Genomic DNA, 20,846 nt, shown 5'->3' with positions numbered 1-20,846 from the left:
TATGGGCTGTCGTCTAACGGCGAGTCGGTGAACCAAGAATCCCCCACTATAACCCGTAGGGTTTAGTGGTGGGAGTGTCAATACCAGAAGATATTTTAAATTTATCACAGATTAATAAGGCTTTGGTTTATTAGTTAGGGTTTGCTGAATAAATCAAAACCCTTTTCTAATAAAGGTTTAAAGTCTATTATACATAACAAAAAGTGCCATAAATTAACCTTTTCCCCTAAAAATACTGTATTTTTTCCATCCTAATCAAAAATGATTGATGAAAACTAGGAATTTTTAACAAGCTATGATTATCCTAAAACCTTTGATTTATCAACCTTTCTACTACCCACTCCCCGCATGACACCACTTTTTCAGCAACCTTTAGTTAAACCCTTATTAAGATTACACTCATATTTTTATTGATCTGAACTGATATGAATTTTCAGTAATTTTGAAATACATTTTTTAATCAATTTTAATAAAGTATTGACTTTCTAGTAAAAATGCTTTTTGGGTGAAACGAATTGCCCAATAACCGCCGGGTTTTGGCGATAAAATTTCCCCTTCTTCACCTATGTTTAAGCAGGTGGAAGGGCGCAACATTGGCATCGGTTCGGCTGTTTTAATATAAGGTGGTAAAGCAATTATTTTTACTTTATCTCCTACTCTTATTTGTTCATTTTTCATATCATTAAATTTAGTTTAAAATCGGTTTATTAAATACTAATACCACTAGGTTGATCATAACAGGCGATGATCCGATGACAACCCGATTCTGGTAGCGCCCATCGATTAACATATTCATTAGGATTTCCCCAACATAATCCCAAATATACTTCATCTCTACCTGTATCTAATTCTGCCCATTCTGCTTGTTGATACAATTTTTCTAGTTCAGAAATACTGATGGGTGAAGGGCGCCCGTCAGACAAAAAATATTTCATACCGGCGGTGACTTCTTGCCAAAAATCAATCACTGACTTTTTCGCATCCATGAGATATTGCTTATCTCCTTCAATGGCGATAAGTTGGTTATAAACTTCAGGAAAACTGCAAGATTTATCAGCAAAGGTAATTTGGCGCTTAATTAAACCTGAGACGTTGTTTTGTTGTTGATATTCGTGGATTTGACGGCGAAAATCACGATAGATAAAAACCCGCCCAGTTTTATCCATATCTAGTGCTTTTGCCACTACAGGATTATCTAATTTTTCTGGGGTATTAAAAATCAATCTTTTACCACTCCAAGTGGCTTTTAATTCCATTTCTAAAAAATCAATTAATTCTTTAGTGTTGTAAGTCATATCGCCATTTCAAATCAGTTGTGTAGATTATCTTACTCTAAAAAGGGAGAAGGGTTGAAATTATGAGCTGACGTTACGCACTTATTCAGGTTTCAGGAAATAATAAAAATGATTGAACTAAAAAGTTATCGAGATTTAACGGTTTGGCAAAAATCAATGGATGTGGTAGTAATATGTTATCAATTAACTTCTCAATTTCCCAAAACAGAAATTGATGGTTTAAGTAGTCAAATACAAAGAGCCGTAGTTTCAATTCCTGCCAACATCACAGAAGGAAAAGGGAGAAATCATTTGGGTGATTATATCCCTTTCTATGGCAAATGGCTCACTCAAAAAACTAGAAACTCATTTGATGATTGTCAGACGATTAGGGCATCTTAAAGAGCAAGAATTAAAAGTTACTTTAAACAAATGTGAGGAAATTGGCAAAATGTTACATAGTTTAGTCGAAAAACTAAGTCAAAAGAAAAAAGGGTGAATTTTTTTGACTTTAAACCTGACACCTGATACCTGACAGCTCAAAATAACAATTAATTATCTTTTTGCGTAACATCAGTAACTTAATTAACTTACGCCCATTTTTTTTAACATTGCTTTTCTCCCCAGAGTGGCGAGGCTATCGTCAAGGGCGCTGAGAGTTATTGTTTCTTGGTATTTTAGTTCTATAGCTTTTATAATTAACCAATCTGCTAAAAAAGGATTCTTTGGTAATAATGGCCCGTGCGCATAAGTAGCGATAGAATTTTGATAAAAAGCGCCCTCCCAACCATCCTCACCATTATTACCATTACCACTAATTACCTTGCCAAGAGGGGAAACATTTCCTAAATAAGTCCTACCACCGTGATTTTCAAAACCTACCACCGTGGGAGATTCCCCAGTCATCATTTTAATATCTTCAGCGAGGGAGGGCGCTACTAACTCAAAAGCCACATTCCCGATACAACGAGAAATACTAGCCCCCGGATGTTTCGTCACCAAATCCAAAATACCTAAACCCTCAATTCTTTGCCCCATAGCTGGTTCATAATATTTACCAAGTAATTGGGGTGAACCACAAGTAAATACACCGGGTATGCCAGAATGGAGTTTTTCCTTGAGAATTTCTGCTTTTTTCCCTCGTAAATCTCGCATGACAATTTCCTGTTGTCTATCCTGCGCCCCCCCTCCTACTACTAGATCAAAATTATTAAAATCATCTTCGTGAGTATTAGCATCAAGGGGGGTGATGTGCGCTTCTATTTCTCGCCACTGACAGCGCCTTTGTAGACAAATTACATTACCCCTATCACCATAGGTACTCATGAGTTTAGGATATAACCAACCAATATTTAATTGCATTTATTTAAAATAATTATTACAACTTACTCAGAAAAATTATAATCAATAAACAACAAGTCTTGGATATTATTAAATCCCATATAGAGGTTTAAAAACTTACCTTTGTCTTTGTGATACATACTAAGTTGGTACAACTTCCCCCGGGCGAAGTTTTGACCATTTACCTTTTTCTTCTGCAAAACTTTCACAGCCTACCACATCCCATTCCATTTCGATATAATCCGCTTGAGTGCGAATATTGACATTAATAGACGGCTTAACAGCTTCAAAACTAGGATTTTCCGTCAGATGGGGCTGTTGATGTTGCTCTTCTACAGCATGATAAGTACGACAACGATCTACATAGTAACAGTTTATACAAATACACATTTTTTTTTCCTCCAACTGCTTCTTTAGCCTAATTTTAACTTACTTGAAAATAAATTTTAAAATGGGGTGGAGGGCGCTTAATGAGCTTTTGTTTCTTCATCTTCTACTTTTTTGCCCTTAATAGAGTCAAAGTTTCATCGATTACATAATCACTGTAGTTTAGACTAAATGTAAAGACAAATGAGGTGCAGTGGGTTTTAAGGAAAAGTTAAAGTATCGATAGTCATCCACCCATTGCCAAAAGTGTAGAATGTATAATTAATAACTTTCATATGGCAATTTTTCTTGACTAAATGAATAACCCCTCAGACAATCAAACGGTATCAAATTTTGACTTCAAAAACCCTCCCTCTCAAGAGTTAATCGATCAATGTGTGCATTGTGGCTTTTGTCTTTCCACTTGCCCTAGTTATCGTGTTATGGGGCAAGAAATGGATTCCCCTAGGGGGCGCATTTATTTAATGGATGCCATTAATAAAGGAGAAGCGAGTTTGAATGACACCAGCGCCCTCCACTTTGACAGTTGTCTGGGGTGTTTAGCCTGTGTCAGTACCTGTCCTTCTGGGGTACAATATGATCAATTAATCTCCGCCATTCGCCCTCAAGTGGAAAGGAATCAACCCCGCAATATTTGGGAAAAGTTTTTACGGTGGATTATTTTTAACATTTTCCCGTATCCGCAACGGTTAGGGGCGCTGTTGCCTTTACTATGGTTTTATCAAGTTTCAGGATTACAAACCCTCGTTAAAAAGGCACAACTATTAAAATTTTTTCCTCGTCTTCAGGCCATGGAATCCATTTTACCAAAAATTGATTTAAGTAAAATTGGCAAAAAATACCCTTATGTTATTCCTTCTCAAACTGAGAAAAAATATCGGGTAGGAGTGGTGTTAGGATGTGTGCAAAGATTGTTTTTTGATTCCGTTAATGAAGCCACGGTTAGGGTTTTAACTGCTAATGGTTGCGAGGTAGTAATTCCCCAAACTCAAGGCTGTTGCGCCGCGCTACCTGCCCATCAAGGGCAAGAAAAACAGGCTCAAACCTTGGCAAAACAAATGATTGACAGTTTTGCGGATACTGAGGTGGATTATATCATCATCAACGCTGCCGGTTGTGGTCATACTCTTAAAGAATACGCTCATATTCTAGCCGATGATCCGATTTATTTACCAAAAGCGAAGGAATTTGTGGCAAAAGTGCGCGATGTGCAGGAATTTTTAGCCGATATTGATTTCAGCGCCCCTCTCTCCCCCATTACCGAAGGGGATTTAACCATAGTTTATCAAGATGCTTGTCACCTATTGCACGGGCAAAAAATCAGTATTCAACCCCGTAAACTACTGAAAATGATTCCCCAAGTGCAGTTAAAAGAGCCTTTAGATGCTAGTTTATGTTGTGGTAGTGCTGGAGTATATAATATGTTACAACCGGAAGTAGCAGAAGAATTGGGAGAGCAAAAAGTGCGGAATCTACTGGCGACGGGCGCTGGAATTATCGCTTCCCCTAACCCCGGTTGTAGTTTACAAATTAATAAACACTTAGCACAAAAAGGGCATAAAGTCAAGGTTATTCATCCCATGGAATTATTAGATTGTGCCATTCGAGGGCAAAAAATTGCTTAGGTTAGGGGTTTGATTCATCGGGCAAGGGATAATATAAAGTTCGTTTGATCACTTATAAATACATTAAACTAATCTTAGTTCAATTTATTGAACGTAATTCCGTTAGCCGTGTAATTCATTACACGGTGGGGTAACAGCGAAGAGACTTGATATAACAAGGGGCTTAAGCCCCTTGCCTTATTAATTTAACCAACCGGCACTCAACACGATAGTTAAAGCAATAAAAGTAAGACTCAAAGCCCAAGTAATGCGATTTAAAGTAGCTTCGGCGGTTTTAACACTGGTAAAAAGTTGAGCTTGTCCACCAATTCCTCCTAAACCATCCCCTTTGGGAGAATGTAATAATACTACCACTATTAACAATCCTGCTGATACTGCCCAGACAATTTGTACTAACTGATATGCGCTCATTATCAATAATTTTATATTTAAGATTTCCTTCCTAGTTTATCCTAAATAGAGAATTGACAATGGACAATTGATAATGGATAATTAAATTTTGGATATAAGAGTCAGAAAGTTATATGTCTTCCTCTCAGTGGTTGCGCTTACTTAAAAATGTCGGTATTTGGCAAGGCTCATTTACCCAGTTTTCACCCCAAGGGGAATTACGCAAAAATACCCCAACAGAAATCACTTTAGAGGGTTTGAATGATAATCAAGCTATGCGCTTGACGGTTAATCGTGTGGAAGAAGATACTCCTCCCCATGTAAATGAGTTTACCTATCTTAATCGTAGTATTTTTCTGTTTGAAGAAGGTCATTTTTCTAAGGGTTCGTTACAGTTTAGCCCTTTTGCTACTTTTGGTGCGGAATTTGGCTTTTTTCTCGATAATCGCCGTTTGCGTATGGTACAACTGTTCGACAAAAATAGTGATTTTGAAGGTGTGACTTTAATTCGTGAGTTTAGGAAAGATACGCCGAGATTTGAAAAACCACCGTTAACGGTTGAGCAATTACGGGGAGAATGGCAGGGGAGGGCGCTGACTCTTTATCCTGACTGGCGCCCTTCACCGTTTTATGATACTAAATTACTAATAACACAAGAGGGAAATCGTTTAATTCAAACTCTACAGACTCCTTTCTTCAATTTATCTTCTCAAGGAGTTATTAACGGCAATACTATTACTTTTGACGATACGAATAATCGTTTATTATTGTTGCCTGACGGCGCATCTAGTTGTAATCCGATGAAAATTACCCATCGTCAACCTTTTTTCCTCGAATCAGCTTGGTTAGTTGAGCCTGATTTACGCTTACGACTTATCCGTAATTATGAGGCGACGGGCGCTTGGGAAAGTGTTACCCTTGTGACGGAAAAGCGAATCGGTTAGATATTTCAACCTTAATGATTAATTACAGCTTGTACCACAATAGTGATGGTGGCAGTTAAAATTAAACTAAAGGCAAGGTTAACTACTTGTTGAGATGCTTTTTGGTAAATTTCGACCTTATCGTTAGTTTTCTCCATAGCATTATTGGTTTTCCCCATGGCATCGTTTATTTTGCCAATTTCTTCAACCAATTTCTCTAAGGTAATTTCAATTTTATCAAGGCGCTCAGAATCTGTCATTTTTTTGTAAATTAACAATAATTAGGGGTTGCTGAAAAAGTATTTTGGTGAGGGGGAGGTGTCAGGTTTCGGGTGTCAGGTTTCAGGTGAAATGCTTGTAAATTAAAGACTTTAGCCAAATATTTATTTTTCATAAATTGCTCATTTATATCAATAATTTTTGATTAGGGGATCAGAAATACAGATTTTTTGGCAAAAAAAGACTATTTTTGGCACTTTTTTGAGTTTTATTATGCTTAAAACCTATATTAGACAAAGGTTTTAATTTATTCAGCAGACCCTAATTATTCAATTATATATTATTCTGAGTTTCTGATTTTCAAACTTTATAATTGTCAATTGTCAATTATCAATTATTATGACCTATTCCCATAACCGGCGCCCTTCACCGCCTTTAAAACGTTGGTGACTATCGGCTAATAAGTCTGGAATTGCCAAATTTTCGGGGCATCGAGGCAGACATTCTCCGCAATTAGTACATTTATCCCCCTTATTACCCCAAAACCAATGCCCAGCATTTTCAAACATTTGATAGCGATAACGGGCATATTCCGTCATCTCTAAACCTACACCCAAGTTACGCAGTCGCAACACTTCGGGAATATTAATATTTTCAGGACAAGGTAAACATTGATAACATTGAGAACAGTGATCCGTGGTTAAATTATCTTTCAGATGTTGGGAAATACCGTCTAAAATGTTCACTTCTTGGGCGCTAAGGGGGTAATCTCGATTGGCTACTTGTAACGGGATGATTAATTCCTCAGGATTTTCAGCGCCCACACTCAAAGTGGTAATGGCAGGATTAGCTAATAAAAAACGATAATTTAATTCTAATGGGGTGAAGGGCGCACATAATTGCTTTAATTTTGCTGAAGGTTGATATAATTTTCCACCTTTATCCGCAGGGGAAATAATAAAAATACCTAAGTCTTTTTCCTTAGCTAATTTGATAATCGGTGAAGGGCGCTGGTAAAAAAAATAATAATGTAAATTAATGAAATCAAACCATTCAGTATTAATAGTTTTTGCCATCAATTCAATATTGCCATGGGTAGAAAAACCAAGATATTTTATCTTGCCCTGTGATTGAGCTTTTAATAATACTTGAAAATAACTATTTTCCTTGACTAATTGCTGATAATGTGCTTCAGTATTAATGCCGTGAATAGCGAAACAGTCGATATAATCAGTTTGTAAACGTTGTAATGATTCTCTTAAATTTTGCTCGAAATTTTTAACATTATCAGGTGTTAGTTTTGTGGTAATAACAATATTTTCACGAGGAATATTTAATTTCTTTAAAGTATTGCCCAAATACAGTTCACTTTTCCCGTATGCCCTTGCCAACTCGAAATGATTAATGCCCAAATCTAAGGCTTTTTTAACTGTTTTAAAAAGCTGATCTTCACTATAACAACAGCGCATTAAACCTAAAGAAAAAACAGACAATTTTAAATTAGTTTGACCAAATCTACGATACTTCATTGAAATTATAAATTATGAATTATGAATTATGAATTATTATCTCCCCTGCTTTTTCTTCTTCTTTTCGACAAAGCCTCATCATTATCAATTATTTATTACCTAGAAAAAACAGCTATAATGGTAATTTGGCTCAAATCAATTTCAATCATCAACCATGCTACCAATCGTCGCCGTTATCGGTCGCCCCAATGTGGGAAAATCTGCTCTTGTTAATCGTCTTTCGGGAGAACAAGATGCCATCGTGTATGATCAACCGGGTATTACTAGAGATCGTACCTATCGTCCGGCATTTTGGCAAGACCGAGATTTTCAAGTGGTGGATACTGGTGGTTTAGTTTTCGATGATGATACGGAATTTATGCCCTACATAAGGCAACAAGCGCTCGCCGCCCTAGAAGAAGCATCCGTGGCAATTCTCGTGGTGGATGGGATGGAGGGCGCTACCGCCGGAGATGAGGAAATTGCCTCTTGGTTGCGCACCCAAAATGTGCCAGTGTTAATTGCTGTAAATAAGTGCGAATCAGAACAACAAGGATTGTCTCAAAGTGCTGAGTTTTGGAATTTAGGATTAGGTGAACCTTTTGCTCTTTCAGCCATTCACGGTAATGGTACTGGTGAATTACTCGATGCTTTAATTACTTATCTTCCCTCTGCTGATGAAATTGAAGCCACAGAAGAAATTAAGGTAGCTATTATCGGGCGCCCGAATGTGGGTAAATCAAGCCTTCTTAATGCTTTAACTGGGGAAAATCGTGCCATTGTTTCTCCTGTTTCTGGCACAACTAGAGATGCCATCGATATGGTGGTAAAAAGAAATGATAAGTATTATCGCCTCATCGATACAGCTGGAATTAGACGTAAAAAAAATGTTGATTATGGAGCAGAGTTTTTTGGCATCAATCGGGCTTTTAAAGCCATTAAAAGGGCTGATGTGGTTTTGTTTGTTATCGATATTTTGGATGGTGTCACGGAACAAGATTTAAAATTAGCAGGTCGAATCATTGAAGAAGGAAAAGCCGCCGTTATCATTGCTAATAAATGGGATGCGGTGGAAAAGGATTCCCATACCATCTATGAATATCAGAAAATGCTTGATGATCGACTATTTTTCATGGATTGGGCGGAGCGTGTTTTTACTTCAGCTATGACAGGGAAGCGAGTAGAAAATATATTGGATTTGGTGGATCGCGCTGCAGAAGGGCATCAAAAACGGGTTAGCACGGCAGTTATTAATGAGGTAATCGAAGATGCTGTTAAATGGCATTCTCCCCCCACCAGTCGTCAAGGAAAACAGGGCAGAATTTATTATGGTACACAGGTCTCAATTAAACCTCCTAGTATTGCCTTATTTGTAAATGATCCGAAACGTTTAGATGATGGCTATCGCCGTTATATTGAAAAGCAGTTTCGTCAGCAGTTAGGTTTTAAAGGCACTCCTTTAAGATTATTTTGGCGCGGTAAAAAGGTTAGGGATGGAGAAAGAATGACAGCGAATCGAGCTACGAAGGTAAAATAATCGCTTAAAATCTAAATTAAATTTTGGAAGGGGAAGCAGAGGTAGCAAGGGAGAAAGGGGAGATTTTTTCTATTAATTGATTTTTTAATCGTTAAAAATCTCTGTAAGTATCTTTTTTAATCAAAAAGAGTCAAAATTAATAAATTTTTAGTTGTTATTGATTACTTTGTCTAAACTAAACATTTGAGAATGCAAACGCCCTGATTAAAAAAGGGTACTTGAGAATAGTAAAGTTATGTTGATAATTGAAATCTTTTTTGCTTTATTGTCCTTCGTCTTTAATAAACTTAATAAATTTGTTATTGGTAATCTTTATACTTTCTATTTAACTTTTAACAAAAAAAAAGCTAATCAATGGAGGGTAATTGATAATAAATTAATTGATTCTTGGCTTAATTTAGCCGTTTTGATGACTAAGGCACCTCGTTGGAATACTCATGCCATCATTGGTACTTTAGGTCCTTTTTCAGTAGAAAATAATTTGAGTTTAGATATTATTTCTGCTAATAATTCAGCTCAATCTTGGATAGCTATTTTTTATAGTTTTCCGGGTTATAAAACTATTACTACCATTGAGTCTTCTCAAGTTGATAATTCTACTGAATGGCATTCTATTTCATTAGCAAAGGGTAAATATACTATAGGTTTAAGATACTACCAATATGGTAATAATTTGACATTACCTAGTATAAAAATTGATAATATTTTAGTGACTAATAAAACTAATATTGATGCTAATAGTAATGATTTTTATAAAAGTTTAATTAATAAAAAAAATAGTTATTTTTTAGCTCTACATTATTATATTTATGTCATTTTCAAGTTACAAAAGTTTTTACCATCAAGTTTTGTTAAAAATGAATTTTTACCAGTTGGAGCAACAGATACTAAGTTTTTCTATGATTATTTAGATCAAGGGGATATTTTAGAAATAGAAGTAGATGAAAATAGTTTACGCTTATATGATATATATATAAATTTATATGACATTTGTAGTTTACCTTTGGATTACTGTAAACTTGATCAATCAACTATCAAAATGTCTTTTTTTTCTCAGCGCGGTTATTATTTAATTAGGGTGAAAGAAAAAGAGCCGTTAAATAATGAGTTTAGTGATTTAAAGTTATACTTAACAAAGTCTCAATAGTTGGACATGGGGGAGAAGAGAGCTAATTTGACTGAAAATATGAAAATATTAATGGTTGTTCCTTATCTGTGTCCATATTACGGAGGAATTTCCAAAATCGTTCAAGAATTAACTGAGGCTTTGGGAAAACGTAACTTAGCGGTGGACTTAATTACCACAGATGCTAATTTTTTTAGTTATTTACCGCAGTTTGAGGTTGATTATAACTCTTATGATTGGATTGATAGGGATAATTACCGTTTACGATATTTTCGTAGTTGGTGTTTACAAGATACAATTTTCAGCGCCCGTCTCTGTCATTGGTTATATAATCATGTCCATGAATATGATTTGGTGCATACCCATAGTATTTTTGCACCATTAATTACAGTGACAGGATGGATATGTCGTGGCAAAAAAGTTCCTTATATTATTACTCCTCACGGAATGTTAGAGCCTTGGGCATTGAATCATAAAAAGTGGAAAAAAAAGTTATATTATAATTGCTGTGAAAAGAGTAATTTATCTCATTCCCTAGCCATTCAAGGTACATCAAAAGATGAAACTAAAAATATCGAGTCTTTGAGTTTAGATACTCAAGTTTTTTTTGTGCATAATGGCATTCACCCCAGTTATTTCCAGCATTCGATTACCAAAGAAGATTGGTTAGCGCACTTCCCCCATCTCAAAGATAAAAAATTGATCTTATTTCTCGCCAGAATCGATCCTAAAAAGGGTTTAGATTTATTAGCGAAGGCATTTGCACAGATTAGCCAAAAATTCTCTGATGTTCATGTAATCATTGCTGGACCTGAATCTCAAGGATTTTTACCCAATGCCAAAAAATTTTTTCGAGATGCAAATTGTTTGAATAGAGTGACATTTACGGGAATGTTAACAGGAGAATTGAAAGCCGGGGCGCTGGAGAGTGCAGATATTTTTGTATCTCCATCTTACTCTGAGGGATTTAGTATTTCGGTTTTAGAGGCGATGGGCGCTGGATTACCTACGGTTATCACCACCGGATGTAACTTTGCGGAAGCGGGAGAAGTAGGAGGGGCGCTGGTGGTTAACATTGATGCGGATGAAGTGGCAAGGGCGCTGGATTGGTGTTTATCATATCCTGACAAGGCAAGGGCGCTGGGTAATCAAGGGAAAGAGTTTATTTTTAATAATTATACATGGACAAAAGTAGCAGAAAAGCTAATTTTGGTTTACAAAAACTTACTTGATAATCATTAAATTTACCAGTGAGGAAAATTCGATATATCTCTTAACAGAGCAATTCTTTCTTCATGATAGAATATAATCAAATCCTTAACTTATAGTAACTTTCATTTCTTAAACTACACTTTGAATTAAAAAAAAATCTCTTTGCGCCTTTGCGCCTTTGCGAGAGAAAAAAGTGATTTATGAAGTTGAAAAATGCTATAAAATGACAATAAATTTTTGGAGATAAAATATTATGACGACCCAGTTATACAAAACCCGTTTAGATTTAAGCACCGAAGTGAGAGAAAAAGTAGTAACGATTCTTAATCAAACTTTAGCTACTACTTTAGACCTGAAAACCCAAACCAAACAAGCCCATTGGAATGTGAAGGGCGCTGATTTTTTCCAGATTCATGAGTTATTCGATGAGATGGCTGGGGAATTAGAAGAATATGTGGACATGGTGGCAGAAAGAGTAACGGCTATGGGTGCTATTGCCCTTGGCACAGCGCGGGTCGCCGCCCATCATTCCATTCTCGAAGAATATCCCGTTACTGCGGTAAAAGAGAAAGAACATTTGATCGCTTTAGCGGATCGTTATGCTAGTTATGGCGCCCATGTCAGAGAAGCCATTGCGAAAACCGATGAGTTAGGAGATGCAGACACGGCTGATCTTTATACGGAAATTTCCCGCACTATTGATAAACGTCTTTGGTTTTTAGAAGCGCACCTCCCCGAAGATAATTAAAGTTGGATTATATTAAAATATCGAAGTGGTGGAAAAAATGAAGCAGAAAAAATGTTAGTTCAAGCTATATTTACCTTTGCCTTTTGCCCTTTTGACCAGTTAAATATTTGCGAATTTAATGACAGTTAAAAAAAAGCCAAAATACTCTGTTATTGAGCGCCAATATCAGCAACTGAGATGGGAATTAATTACCGGCTCGGTTCTTTTTGGCGGTATTTTATTAACAGGAACGTTATGGTATTGGTTAGTAGAAGGTTGGTCGTTGATCGATTCAGCTTATATGACTGTTATAACTCTTTCTACGGTGGGTTTTGGAGAAATTCGTCCTCTGAATAGTAGAGCTCGTTTATTTACCATGATTTTAATTATCATGGGTATTATTGTTTTTGGTTATTTGGTAAATCGCTTTACTGAAGCACTTTTGCAGGGTTATTTTCAAGAGGGAATTCGTTTAAAAAAAAGAAAAAAAGTGATTGATAAACTAGATAACCATTATATTTTATGTGGCTTCGGGCGCATGGGTTTTCATGTAGCGCGCGAACTTTATGCCGAAAATATTTCCTTCCTCATCATTGACTCAGGAGAGGAAGAGTTAGAAAAAGCACAACAGTTAGGTTATTTAGTTGTTCAAGGGGATGCTACCCTTGATGAATGTTTATTGGAAGCGAGAGTAGAAAGCGCCCTCTGCCTCATTGCTGCGCTTAGTTCGGATGCTGATAATCTTTATACTCTCATTTCAGCGAAGGCACTTAATCCCAACATTCGGGCTATTGCAAGAGCAAATAGCGAAGAAGCGGTGAAAAAGTTAGAGAGGGCGGGCGCTGATGCTGTGGTATCTCCTTATGTGACGGGGGGAAAACGGTTGGCGGCGGCGGCTTTACGTCCACAAATTATGGATTTTGTGGATGGTATTCTTAGTGGTGGGCAACGCTCTTTTTATTTGGAAGAGTTTTTACTAGACGAGAAAAATTGTCCTAGTTTAGGTCAAACTCTTATGGAGGCACAATTAAGATCACGGTCAGGGGCGCTGGTGGTTGCCATTCGCACGAAAGAAGGGGATTTATTGCCCGGTCCGACGGGAGAAAATATTTTAAGGGCAGGAGATTCGTTAATTTGTATGGGTACTGCTGAACAGTTACGCACTCTTAATCACATTTTAGGACCAATTAATCCACCGAAAAAACCTTTTTTGTGAAGGGAGGTGTCAGGTTTCGGGTGTCAGGTATCGCGGTGAAATGATTATAAATTAAAGACTTTAGCCAAATATTTATTTTTCATAAATGGCTCATTTGTATCAATAATTTTTGATAGGGATGGAAAAAATACAGTATTTTTAGAGAAAAAACCATATTTTTGACACTTTTTCTGAGTTTTATTATGCTTAAAATCTTGATTTGACAAGGATTTTGATTTATTCAGCAGACCCTAAATAAAAATGCCGTTAAAATACAAGATTACATATACTACACGAAGATAATAAAACCTCATAATTGTCAATTATCCATTGTCAATTTGCCCTCACGATTGCACTTTTTCAGCAGCACCTAACTAATTTCATAGACGAAATTAAAACTAGCCCAATTAGTTAAATCAAAGGCGTAAACATCTGATAAATTATTAATTAAATCGGGGCGAAGGGCGCTACCCTCGTGTAAATCCTGCAAAATTGATTTAGCTATTTCCACTGGATTATTTAAAGTAATTACCGTTTCATCATCTAAATTAGTATTACTATTTTTATATACTTGATTAAAAGTATTATTAAAAGGTGATTTAGAACAAATAATCACTAATTCACCAATTCCCTGAGTGCCACTATCAATTAATTTTAAAGCACTATTTTGACTGGGAATTGTAAAAGTTTCCTGAGGGTTAACCATCACATATTTAGTGGAAATAAAAGCAATGGTATTACCCATAGTATTAAATCCGATTACTAAGTAATACAAATCATAGTCATTGTTATTTTCAATGGTCATGATAAAATTTGAACCCGAAGAAATATTAATTAGTTGTTTTTGTTCTGCTATATTGGTAGTAGAACCATATTCATTCATGGCTTTTTTTATATTAGTAAAAGTTTCTTGATAACTAATATAATTTTGTTGTTGTTGGCTATATTTTACGGCTACTCGCACGGGTAAGGGAGAGGAGTTACCGTTAAGAGTGAGGTTAACTAATTTTTGGGCTAATCTATTTTCCAGCGCCCTCCCCAAACGCTTCACCGCACTAGATACAGCCTCATTAGGAGTTTTTGCCATAGTATTGGGTAACAATACTCCTGCTTGGGAAAATAACCCATAGCTATCGTTACTGGTTAATTTACCGAGAATACAATCGGCATAGTTTTCGCCGAGATTGACGGCTTTGATGTCACCGATAGAGGTGAGGGCGCTGGTGGCGTCAACTTTTTCGATGCGTTGTAAACTACTATCAAGGGCTACCATTAAGTCAGTCGCACGGGGAATTACTCTAATTAATTCTCTTAAAATTAAGCCTGTTTTAATCATTTCTTGTCCTTTCAAAACGGTGGCTTTAGCTTTATTTCCTGTTATAGAATTAATCTGAATTACTACATTAGAATCAAGATTTAAAGAAGTAGAAAAGCAAGAGTTATTACCATAATTGAAGAAGACTAATAAAGGTAATCCTAATAATTCTAATTCGATAAGATTACTAGTAGGAATTATTTTTTTAACAATGGCATCTCCTTTGGATTCTAAATCATAATTTAGATAATAAGGATTAAGTTTATTTTCAATAGATAATGTAACATTTGTATATTTTAATTCTCCATTAATTAAAGCAATATCAGAAGCAATTTTCTTACTAATAATTAAATTATTAATAGGGGGAAAACTCTGCCATAATGATCTAGTTAGACTGTAGCTAAATAAACCAGCATTGAAGTTGTTACTGGTGATTTCTGTCGCTAATCCGTCAGTAGCTGAAGTGAAAATTATGCCTTGAACTTGATTATTATTTTTTAATAAATTTTTATTGTTATTAACTACTAATTTTTGTTTTAATTCTAGCTCACTTTGATTGATAATTGGTGTTTGAAAATGTACATAAGACCTTAACCATAATTGAGTTGAAGTGACTATTTCAAAAGATTGATAACTGGTATCTAAAATAATAGTATAGTTCTTAGTTTTTAAAGATTCACATAAATTGAGTAAATTATTTAATAATATATCTTGATTATCTTTTTTTCCTAAAAAATCACTATCATAAGTAATTAAACTAGGATGTTTTTCTTGATTTTCTAATGACAACTGAACTTCTCTGCCATAACCACTAAAATGAAATATGACTACGTCATTTTCTTGAGCTTGTTTTAATAAATGTTCTTCAAAACCAATTAAAATATTTTCCCTCGATGCTTCTTGATTAGTAAGGGTTAAAATGTCTTGATTTTGAAATCCAAAACGATAGGTTAATAATTCTTTTTGTAACTCTACATCTGTTATACAACCCTTTAATTTATTTCCTTGGGCATATTCATTAATTCCCACTAAAAAAGCCAATTTTCTGGGAGTTGATTGTGCTAAAACTTTCTGATATTGACGGCGGGGGGCTCTGGTAAAAAGCCCCCCCAAGGAAGCAAGGCTTAAACTGGCACTTTGTAAAAATAAACGTCGATTAAATTTCATGGTTTATTTAGTTAGTATATTTTCAAGGAAAATAATATCAAAAAGGCAAAAATTATTTTTCAAGTAACTTGAATTATTACAGCGATCTTACATCATTCGTAAGAAATTAATTATTAGAAAAGGACATCGAAGATACCACATCTTTTCCCTCTTTCATTTTTGTTAAATTAATTTAGCATACTAACCAATGAAGGCTCTTCATTACTTGGTATGCAAATTGCATTTTGAGAACGAGAGAGTAAGGCTTACAGTCTCGGTAGCATACTATCTAGTGAAGACCCCCAATGAAAAACCTTATACTGTTTTATTTTAATTGATTTTTAACTGTATTAATAATAGTTTCCAAGACAAAAACTCTAGCATAATACTTATCTTCAGCTGGTACAATAGTCCAAGATGCTAAAGGTGTGCTAGTCCGAGCGATGGTTTGATTTACCGCTACATTATACAAATGCCATTTTTCACGGTTTCGCCAATCTTCATCCGTTAGCTTATAACTTTTGAAGGGGTGATTTTTTCGTGCCTCAAAACGTCTTAGTTGCTCTTCTGGGCTAATTTGTAACCAAAACTTGACAATAATATAGTTATCCGTAGCAAGTTGTGCTTCAAATTCATTAATTTCTCGATAAGCGCGCCGCCACTCCATTTCCGTGGCCAAATTTTCGATTCTTTCCACCAATACTCTACCGTACCAAGTACGATCAAAAATACTAATAGTTTCCACTGGCGGTAAACGGCGCCAGAATCGCCAGAGATAGTGATATTTTTTTTCTTCATCGGTGGGGGCGCTAAAGGCGTGAACCTTATAACTGCGAGGGTCTAGGGTATCTGTCACCCTTTTAATAGCGCCCCCCTTCCCAGCCGCATCTCCTCCTTCAAATAAGACAATTATGCCTTTTTGCTGATTAAAAATTTCCCGTTGTAGTCTTCTTAACTCCAATTGAGCGCCCTTCAACCTTTCTTTATATTCATCCTTCGATAGCTGTAATGTCAAATCTGCTTGAGCTAAAAAATCTGGCTCCGTGGGCAAAAGTTCTCTTTGAGGGGGTAAGACGGGCGCAACAGGGGTAATTCTCCGTTGATCCAGCGCCCCTCGAATGGTTGCCACTAATTGAGTTAAAACTTTAACCTTTGCCCAGCGATCGCAATCCGCTTCCACCAAAGTCCAAGGGGCAAAGCCAGTGCTAGTATGAATTAGCATTTCTTCCGCAAGGGTGCTGTATTGCCCATAATTTTTCACCTGTTGCCAATCTTCAGGGCGCACACGCCAAGACTCATACTCATCCCTTTCATAATCTTTAAGACGGCTTTTTAACTCTTTTTTACTTAAATGTAGCCAAAATTTTGCCATCACCGCTCCCCCCTCAATTAATTGACGCTCAAAAGCATTAATATCACGCAAGACGAGGGGCGCTTGACTATCAGCCAAACGATTAAATAAACGATCTTCTAAAACGTGAATATACCAACTATGGTAAAAAATTCCCACAGCGCCCGTCGCCGGCAAATTTTGCCAAAATCGCCACAAAAAAGGATATTTCTTTTCCTGCTCCGTAGGAGGTAAAATAGTGTGAACCTCAAAACCACGAGGGTCCATATAATTAGTCATTTTTTTGACCAAATCACCTTTCCCTGCCGCAGCCCATCCCTCCAACACCACAATAATCGGTAACTTTTCCTGCCAACAAATATTCTGTAGTGAGCGTAATTCTCCCATTAAGGCTTCTATTTTTTCCTCATATTCTCCCTTCGATAAAGAAATACTGAGATCGAGAGCCTCTAACATGATTTTTTCCTCGCTTCTGATTAGTGTTAACCAAAATTATAACCCTGCTTAAATCATTTGTAAGTTAGAATCTATAACTATATGGAAGATGATATGCTATAATCACAAAGAATGTCTATTAAAAATGAACACCTGTGGTAGCGACAAATATTCATCCTAATACGATCACGACAAACAGAAGAAGCGGTTGGAGAGGCTTAATTGAAGAATACCGAGCTTACTTACCCGTAACCGAAAGCACCCCCGTTGTCACCCTCAGAGAAGGTAATACTCCCCTCATCCCCGTACCTTATATCTCTAACTTAATTGGTCGTAATGTCAAAGTATTTGTTAAATATGACGGCTTAAACCCTACCGGTTCATTCAAAGATAGAGGCATGACCATGGCAATTACCAAAGCTAAGGAAGCTGGGGCAAAAGCTGTAATTTGTGCCAGTACAGGTAACACTTCTGCTGCTGCCGCCGCTTACGCTACTAGAGCCGGTTTAAGAGCATTTGTGATCATTCCTGATGGCTATGTAGCCCTAGGAAAACTTGCTCAAGCCTTAATCTACGGAGCAGAAGTATTAGCCATTGATGGTAATTTTGATAACGCCCTCACCATTGTAAGAGAAATTGCCGACAATTATCCCGTTACCCTCGTTAATTCTCTTAATCCTTATCGCTTAGAAGGTCAAAAAACAGCAGCTTTTGAAGTGGTGGATACCCTCGGTTATGCCCCCGATTGGATTTGTATTCCCGTAGGAAATGCAGGAAATATTACAGCTTATTGGATGGGCTTCTGTCAATATCACGGCGAAAATCGTTGCGATAGCTTACCGCGCATGATGGGTTTTCAGGCTTCTGGATCAGCGCCCCTCGTCGCAGGTCATCAAATTATGAAACCCGACACCGTTGCTACTGCCATTCGCATCGGTAATCCAGCGAATTGGGATAAAGCCTTATCCGTACGTCACGCATCCAATGGAGAATTTAACGCCGTTACAGATAGTGAAATTTTAGAGGCTTACAAAATTTTAGGTAGAGAAGAAGGTATTTTTTGCGAGCCCGCTAGTGCCGCTTCTGTAGCAGGGGTACTAAAATTAAAAGACCAAGTCCCCGATAACGGTACTGTGGTATGTGTACTAACGGGAAATGGCTTAAAAGACCCTGATAGTGCCATGGCTAACAGTGAAGCTGGTATTAAAGGAGGCATTAAAGCTGATTTACAAGAGGTAGCTAGGGTAATGGGCTTTGAGTCTTAGTCTTTCTTGACGTAAGATGATGGTGGGCGCTGCCCACCCTACCTAAATAACATTAAACAGCTAGAAATTCTTGGATTACCCTTTGACTTAGTTGGCTGGTTTTACCAGATGCCACAATACCGCCCTTTTGCATGGCATAATATCGATCCGCTTGACGGACAAAATGTAAATGTTGCTACACTAACAGTACAGAAATACCAGTTTCTGCAATAATTTTTTTAACGGCACTCTCAATCTCTAAAATAATCGAAGGTTGGATGCCTTTAATAATGGCCACAATCTCTCCGCTGGTTGTAGTTCGGGGGAATATGCTGGTAAATTTAGTAAATCTATTCCTTTGGGTATCTCTAATTCATCAGATTGATGCCAACCTGCCTGGTCTAAGACTAAAAGCATTCTTTTGTTCTCACTCAAATCAAATTCTTTTGCCACATCTGCTAGTACTAAGTTAAATATTTTTGTATTTACTTTTGGTAGCAGCCACCAGTACGTTTCCCCCGATTCTGGATGTACAAATCCATATACCCATAACTACTTATATTCTTGTTGCACTTTGGCTATGGGTTCCTCCATTTCTGATACCCATATTCTTCTCAGAATTGAATGTAACCCTATTCTATGTTCGTCCATACACCATAGTTCAATGTCTGCCGATGGATATTGAAATTGTTTGATTTCTAACTCTGTTTGAAGTTTTTTTTTCATTCTTCTTGTTCTGCCTCATCACTTTGCTTGTGACTTGGACGAGTTACTCTTAAACGATAAGTCATTGCTTTTAATATTTCCCAACCTCGTTGACGAGTGATTTTTTTCCAGTTAGTTGACATAACCAGTCTGCTACTTTTCTACCATTCCATAATCCCCCATCCAGTGACGGTTGAGATAATACTTGCCACAGGTTGGCTTGGTCTAAATCTGTGAGTAAAGGTTCTTTTCCTGGATTATTTTTTCTTTGATCCCCCAAGGCCTTTACCCCTTCTTCGTTATATCTTCTGACTAATTGATAAATCCAAGTAGTGCTATAGCCCGTTATTTCCGCGCTATGCTTCACTGTTTTACCTTGTGCTATCAGCCAGATAATATGATAATGGCTACGGGAAATAGCATTATTGGAACAGCGATAGTTTTTGTAGAGTTCTAGTGAGTCAAGATGATTGACTAGAGTTACTTTTTTTGCCGTTGGTTTTAGCTTGTAGTTGAACGTTCGATTTAGCATTTAGAACAGCACTCTTTAGACTAAAACTTAGTGTTAGCTTCTCAAAAAATAGTGGCTCTAATATCTCGTCTTTTTAGTAATGAGCGAAGAAATACTGTAGTTCAAGTTATCTTGAAATTGATCTTTGCCCTGTGCCGTTTGCCTCTTGCCCTTTTGACAAGGGTTGAATATATTTTATTTATATGCTAAGATATTATATCGTAGTAAGGCTGAGTAGCTCAGTAGGTTAGAGCAGGGGACTCATAAGCCCAAGGTCGGCAGTTCAAATCTGCCCTTAGCCATAATTCAAAAGGTCATCCAAGTTTATTATCAGCTTGTTGATCTTTGTATCTCCACAGATTCTCTACCCAATTTTTCCATTAAACTAGAACTAGCTTCATTTAAACCGATTAACTGAACCTCAGCGCCCCTCACCCTGAGATTAAGCACAATTTTATCAATAGCCCCTACCGCCCCTTAATCCCAGAGATGAGCATTGGTTAAATTGATGATAAACTTATGTACTTTAGGGGGAAAATCAAATTTTTCGCTAAATTCGCTCACAGAAGCAAAGAAAATATGACCAGATACACTTTGACACTCCCACCACTAAACCCTACGGGTTATAGTGGGGGATTCTTGGTTCACCGACTCGCCGTTAGACGACAGCCCATA

General features: G+C 36.8%; 18 protein-coding genes, 1 tRNA gene and 3 pseudogenes. 10 read left to right on the top strand and 12 right to left on the bottom strand.

The annotated features are described in order from the left end of the window. Positions 1-456 precede the first annotated feature (456 nt). A complete protein-coding gene (locus tag IGQ45_14580) occupies positions 457-678 on the bottom strand; it encodes a DUF3148 domain-containing protein (protein MBF2058396.1) in 222 nt (73 codons plus the stop codon). Positions 679-707: 29 nt separating this feature from the next. Next, on the bottom strand, positions 708-1,295 hold the full coding sequence (locus IGQ45_14575; GenBank protein ID MBF2058395.1) for a hypothetical protein: 588 nt from the start codon (positions 1,293-1,295) through the stop codon (positions 708-710). Between the two features lie 108 nt (positions 1,296-1,403). Here IGQ45_14575 and IGQ45_14570 point away from each other — a divergent pair. Then, positions 1,404-1,773: pseudogene (locus IGQ45_14570) on the top strand (four helix bundle protein). An 86-nt stretch (positions 1,774-1,859) separates the two neighbouring features. Here the strand turns inward: IGQ45_14570 and IGQ45_14565 are convergent. After that, positions 1,860-2,636: a type 1 glutamine amidotransferase gene (locus IGQ45_14565; GenBank protein ID MBF2058394.1), complete on the bottom strand. Its 777-nt coding sequence runs from the start codon at positions 2,634-2,636 to the stop codon at positions 1,860-1,862. A 120-nt stretch (positions 2,637-2,756) separates the two neighbouring features. Next, complete coding sequence (locus tag IGQ45_14560; protein ID MBF2058393.1) at positions 2,757-3,005, bottom strand: Ycf34 family protein; 249 nt, start codon at positions 3,003-3,005, stop codon at positions 2,757-2,759. 293 nt (positions 3,006-3,298) lie between these two features. Between IGQ45_14560 and IGQ45_14555 the strand changes: the two genes are divergently transcribed. After that, a complete protein-coding gene (locus IGQ45_14555) occupies positions 3,299-4,627 on the top strand; it encodes a 4Fe-4S dicluster domain-containing protein (protein MBF2058392.1) in 1,329 nt (442 codons plus the stop codon). A 180-nt stretch (positions 4,628-4,807) separates the two neighbouring features. On the opposite strand, the gene secG is transcribed toward IGQ45_14555, so the two are convergent. Continuing rightward, on the bottom strand, positions 4,808-5,038 hold the full coding sequence (gene secG / locus IGQ45_14550) for a preprotein translocase subunit SecG (GenBank protein MBF2058391.1): 231 nt from the start codon (positions 5,036-5,038) through the stop codon (positions 4,808-4,810). Between the two features lie 113 nt (positions 5,039-5,151). Between secG and IGQ45_14545 the strand changes: the two genes are divergently transcribed. Further along, positions 5,152-5,961 (top strand): DUF3598 family protein, encoded by an 810-nt coding sequence (locus tag IGQ45_14545; GenBank protein ID MBF2058390.1) that lies wholly within the window; start codon positions 5,152-5,154, stop codon positions 5,959-5,961. A gap of 11 nt (positions 5,962-5,972) precedes the next feature. Here IGQ45_14545 and IGQ45_14540 read toward each other — a convergent pair whose 3' ends face one another. Then, positions 5,973-6,200, bottom strand: coding sequence for a hypothetical protein (locus IGQ45_14540; GenBank protein MBF2058389.1), 228 nt, complete (start codon positions 6,198-6,200; stop codon positions 5,973-5,975). A gap of 363 nt (positions 6,201-6,563) precedes the next feature. After that, positions 6,564-7,688: an aldo/keto reductase gene (locus IGQ45_14535; protein MBF2058388.1), complete on the bottom strand. Its 1,125-nt coding sequence runs from the start codon at positions 7,686-7,688 to the stop codon at positions 6,564-6,566. 154 nt (positions 7,689-7,842) lie between these two features. Between IGQ45_14535 and der the strand changes: the two genes are divergently transcribed. The 5 genes from der (at position 7,843) to IGQ45_14510 (ending at position 13,485) form a co-directional block, all read left to right on the top strand. Next, positions 7,843-9,204, top strand: a complete 1,362-nt coding sequence (der, locus tag IGQ45_14530; protein MBF2058387.1) for a ribosome biogenesis GTPase Der — start codon at positions 7,843-7,845, stop codon at positions 9,202-9,204. A 235-nt stretch (positions 9,205-9,439) separates the two neighbouring features. Then, positions 9,440-10,351: a hypothetical protein gene (locus tag IGQ45_14525; protein ID MBF2058386.1), complete on the top strand. Its 912-nt coding sequence runs from the start codon at positions 9,440-9,442 to the stop codon at positions 10,349-10,351. A 39-nt stretch (positions 10,352-10,390) separates the two neighbouring features. After that, entirely contained in the window at positions 10,391-11,572 is a 1,182-nt protein-coding gene (locus IGQ45_14520; GenBank protein MBF2058385.1) for a glycosyltransferase, read from the top strand. 223 nt (positions 11,573-11,795) lie between these two features. After that, positions 11,796-12,290: a DNA starvation/stationary phase protection protein Dps gene (gene dps, locus IGQ45_14515; GenBank protein ID MBF2058384.1), complete on the top strand. Its 495-nt coding sequence runs from the start codon at positions 11,796-11,798 to the stop codon at positions 12,288-12,290. Positions 12,291-12,408: 118 nt separating this feature from the next. Continuing rightward, entirely contained in the window at positions 12,409-13,485 is a 1,077-nt protein-coding gene (locus IGQ45_14510; protein MBF2058383.1) for a potassium channel protein, read from the top strand. 349 nt (positions 13,486-13,834) lie between these two features. On the opposite strand, the gene IGQ45_14505 is transcribed toward IGQ45_14510, so the two are convergent. Both IGQ45_14505 and pap read right to left on the bottom strand, forming a co-directional pair. Next, positions 13,835-15,946 (bottom strand): caspase family protein, encoded by a 2,112-nt coding sequence (locus IGQ45_14505; GenBank protein MBF2058382.1) that lies wholly within the window; start codon positions 15,944-15,946, stop codon positions 13,835-13,837. A 304-nt stretch (positions 15,947-16,250) separates the two neighbouring features. Then, positions 16,251-17,732, bottom strand: a complete 1,482-nt coding sequence (pap, locus tag IGQ45_14500; GenBank protein MBF2058381.1) for a polyphosphate:AMP phosphotransferase — start codon at positions 17,730-17,732, stop codon at positions 16,251-16,253. A 134-nt stretch (positions 17,733-17,866) separates the two neighbouring features. On the opposite strand from pap, the gene IGQ45_14495 reads away from it, so the two are divergent. Beyond that, positions 17,867-18,976, top strand: a complete 1,110-nt coding sequence (locus IGQ45_14495; GenBank protein ID MBF2058380.1) for a threonine synthase — start codon at positions 17,867-17,869, stop codon at positions 18,974-18,976. 52 nt (positions 18,977-19,028) lie between these two features. Here IGQ45_14495 and IGQ45_14490 read toward each other — a convergent pair. The 3 genes and pseudogenes from IGQ45_14490 to IGQ45_14480 all read right to left on the bottom strand — a co-directional run bounded on the left by IGQ45_14490 (position 19,029) and on the right by IGQ45_14480 (position 20,192). After that, a pseudogene (locus IGQ45_14490) lies at positions 19,029-19,238 on the bottom strand (ABC transporter ATP-binding protein). Then, a pseudogene (locus IGQ45_14485) lies at positions 19,214-19,504 on the bottom strand (transposase). The pseudogenes IGQ45_14490 and IGQ45_14485 overlap by 25 nt, the downstream one beginning before the upstream one ends. Before the next feature lie 247 nt (positions 19,505-19,751). After that, positions 19,752-20,192, bottom strand: coding sequence for a helix-turn-helix domain-containing protein (locus tag IGQ45_14480; GenBank protein ID MBF2058379.1), 441 nt, complete (start codon positions 20,190-20,192; stop codon positions 19,752-19,754). A gap of 207 nt (positions 20,193-20,399) precedes the next feature. On the opposite strand from IGQ45_14480, the gene IGQ45_14475 reads away from it, so the two are divergent. Beyond that, positions 20,400-20,473 (top strand) — tRNA-Met (locus IGQ45_14475). The last annotated feature ends 373 nt before the right edge of the window (positions 20,474-20,846 follow it).

The sequence above is a fragment of the Cyanobacterium sp. T60_A2020_053 genome, assembly GCA_015272165.1.
In the GTDB taxonomy this organism is placed as follows: domain Bacteria; phylum Cyanobacteriota; class Cyanobacteriia; order Cyanobacteriales; family Cyanobacteriaceae; genus Cyanobacterium.
The sequence above is the reverse complement of the archived record's forward strand: the minus strand, read 5'-3'. Positions and strand labels throughout refer to the sequence as shown.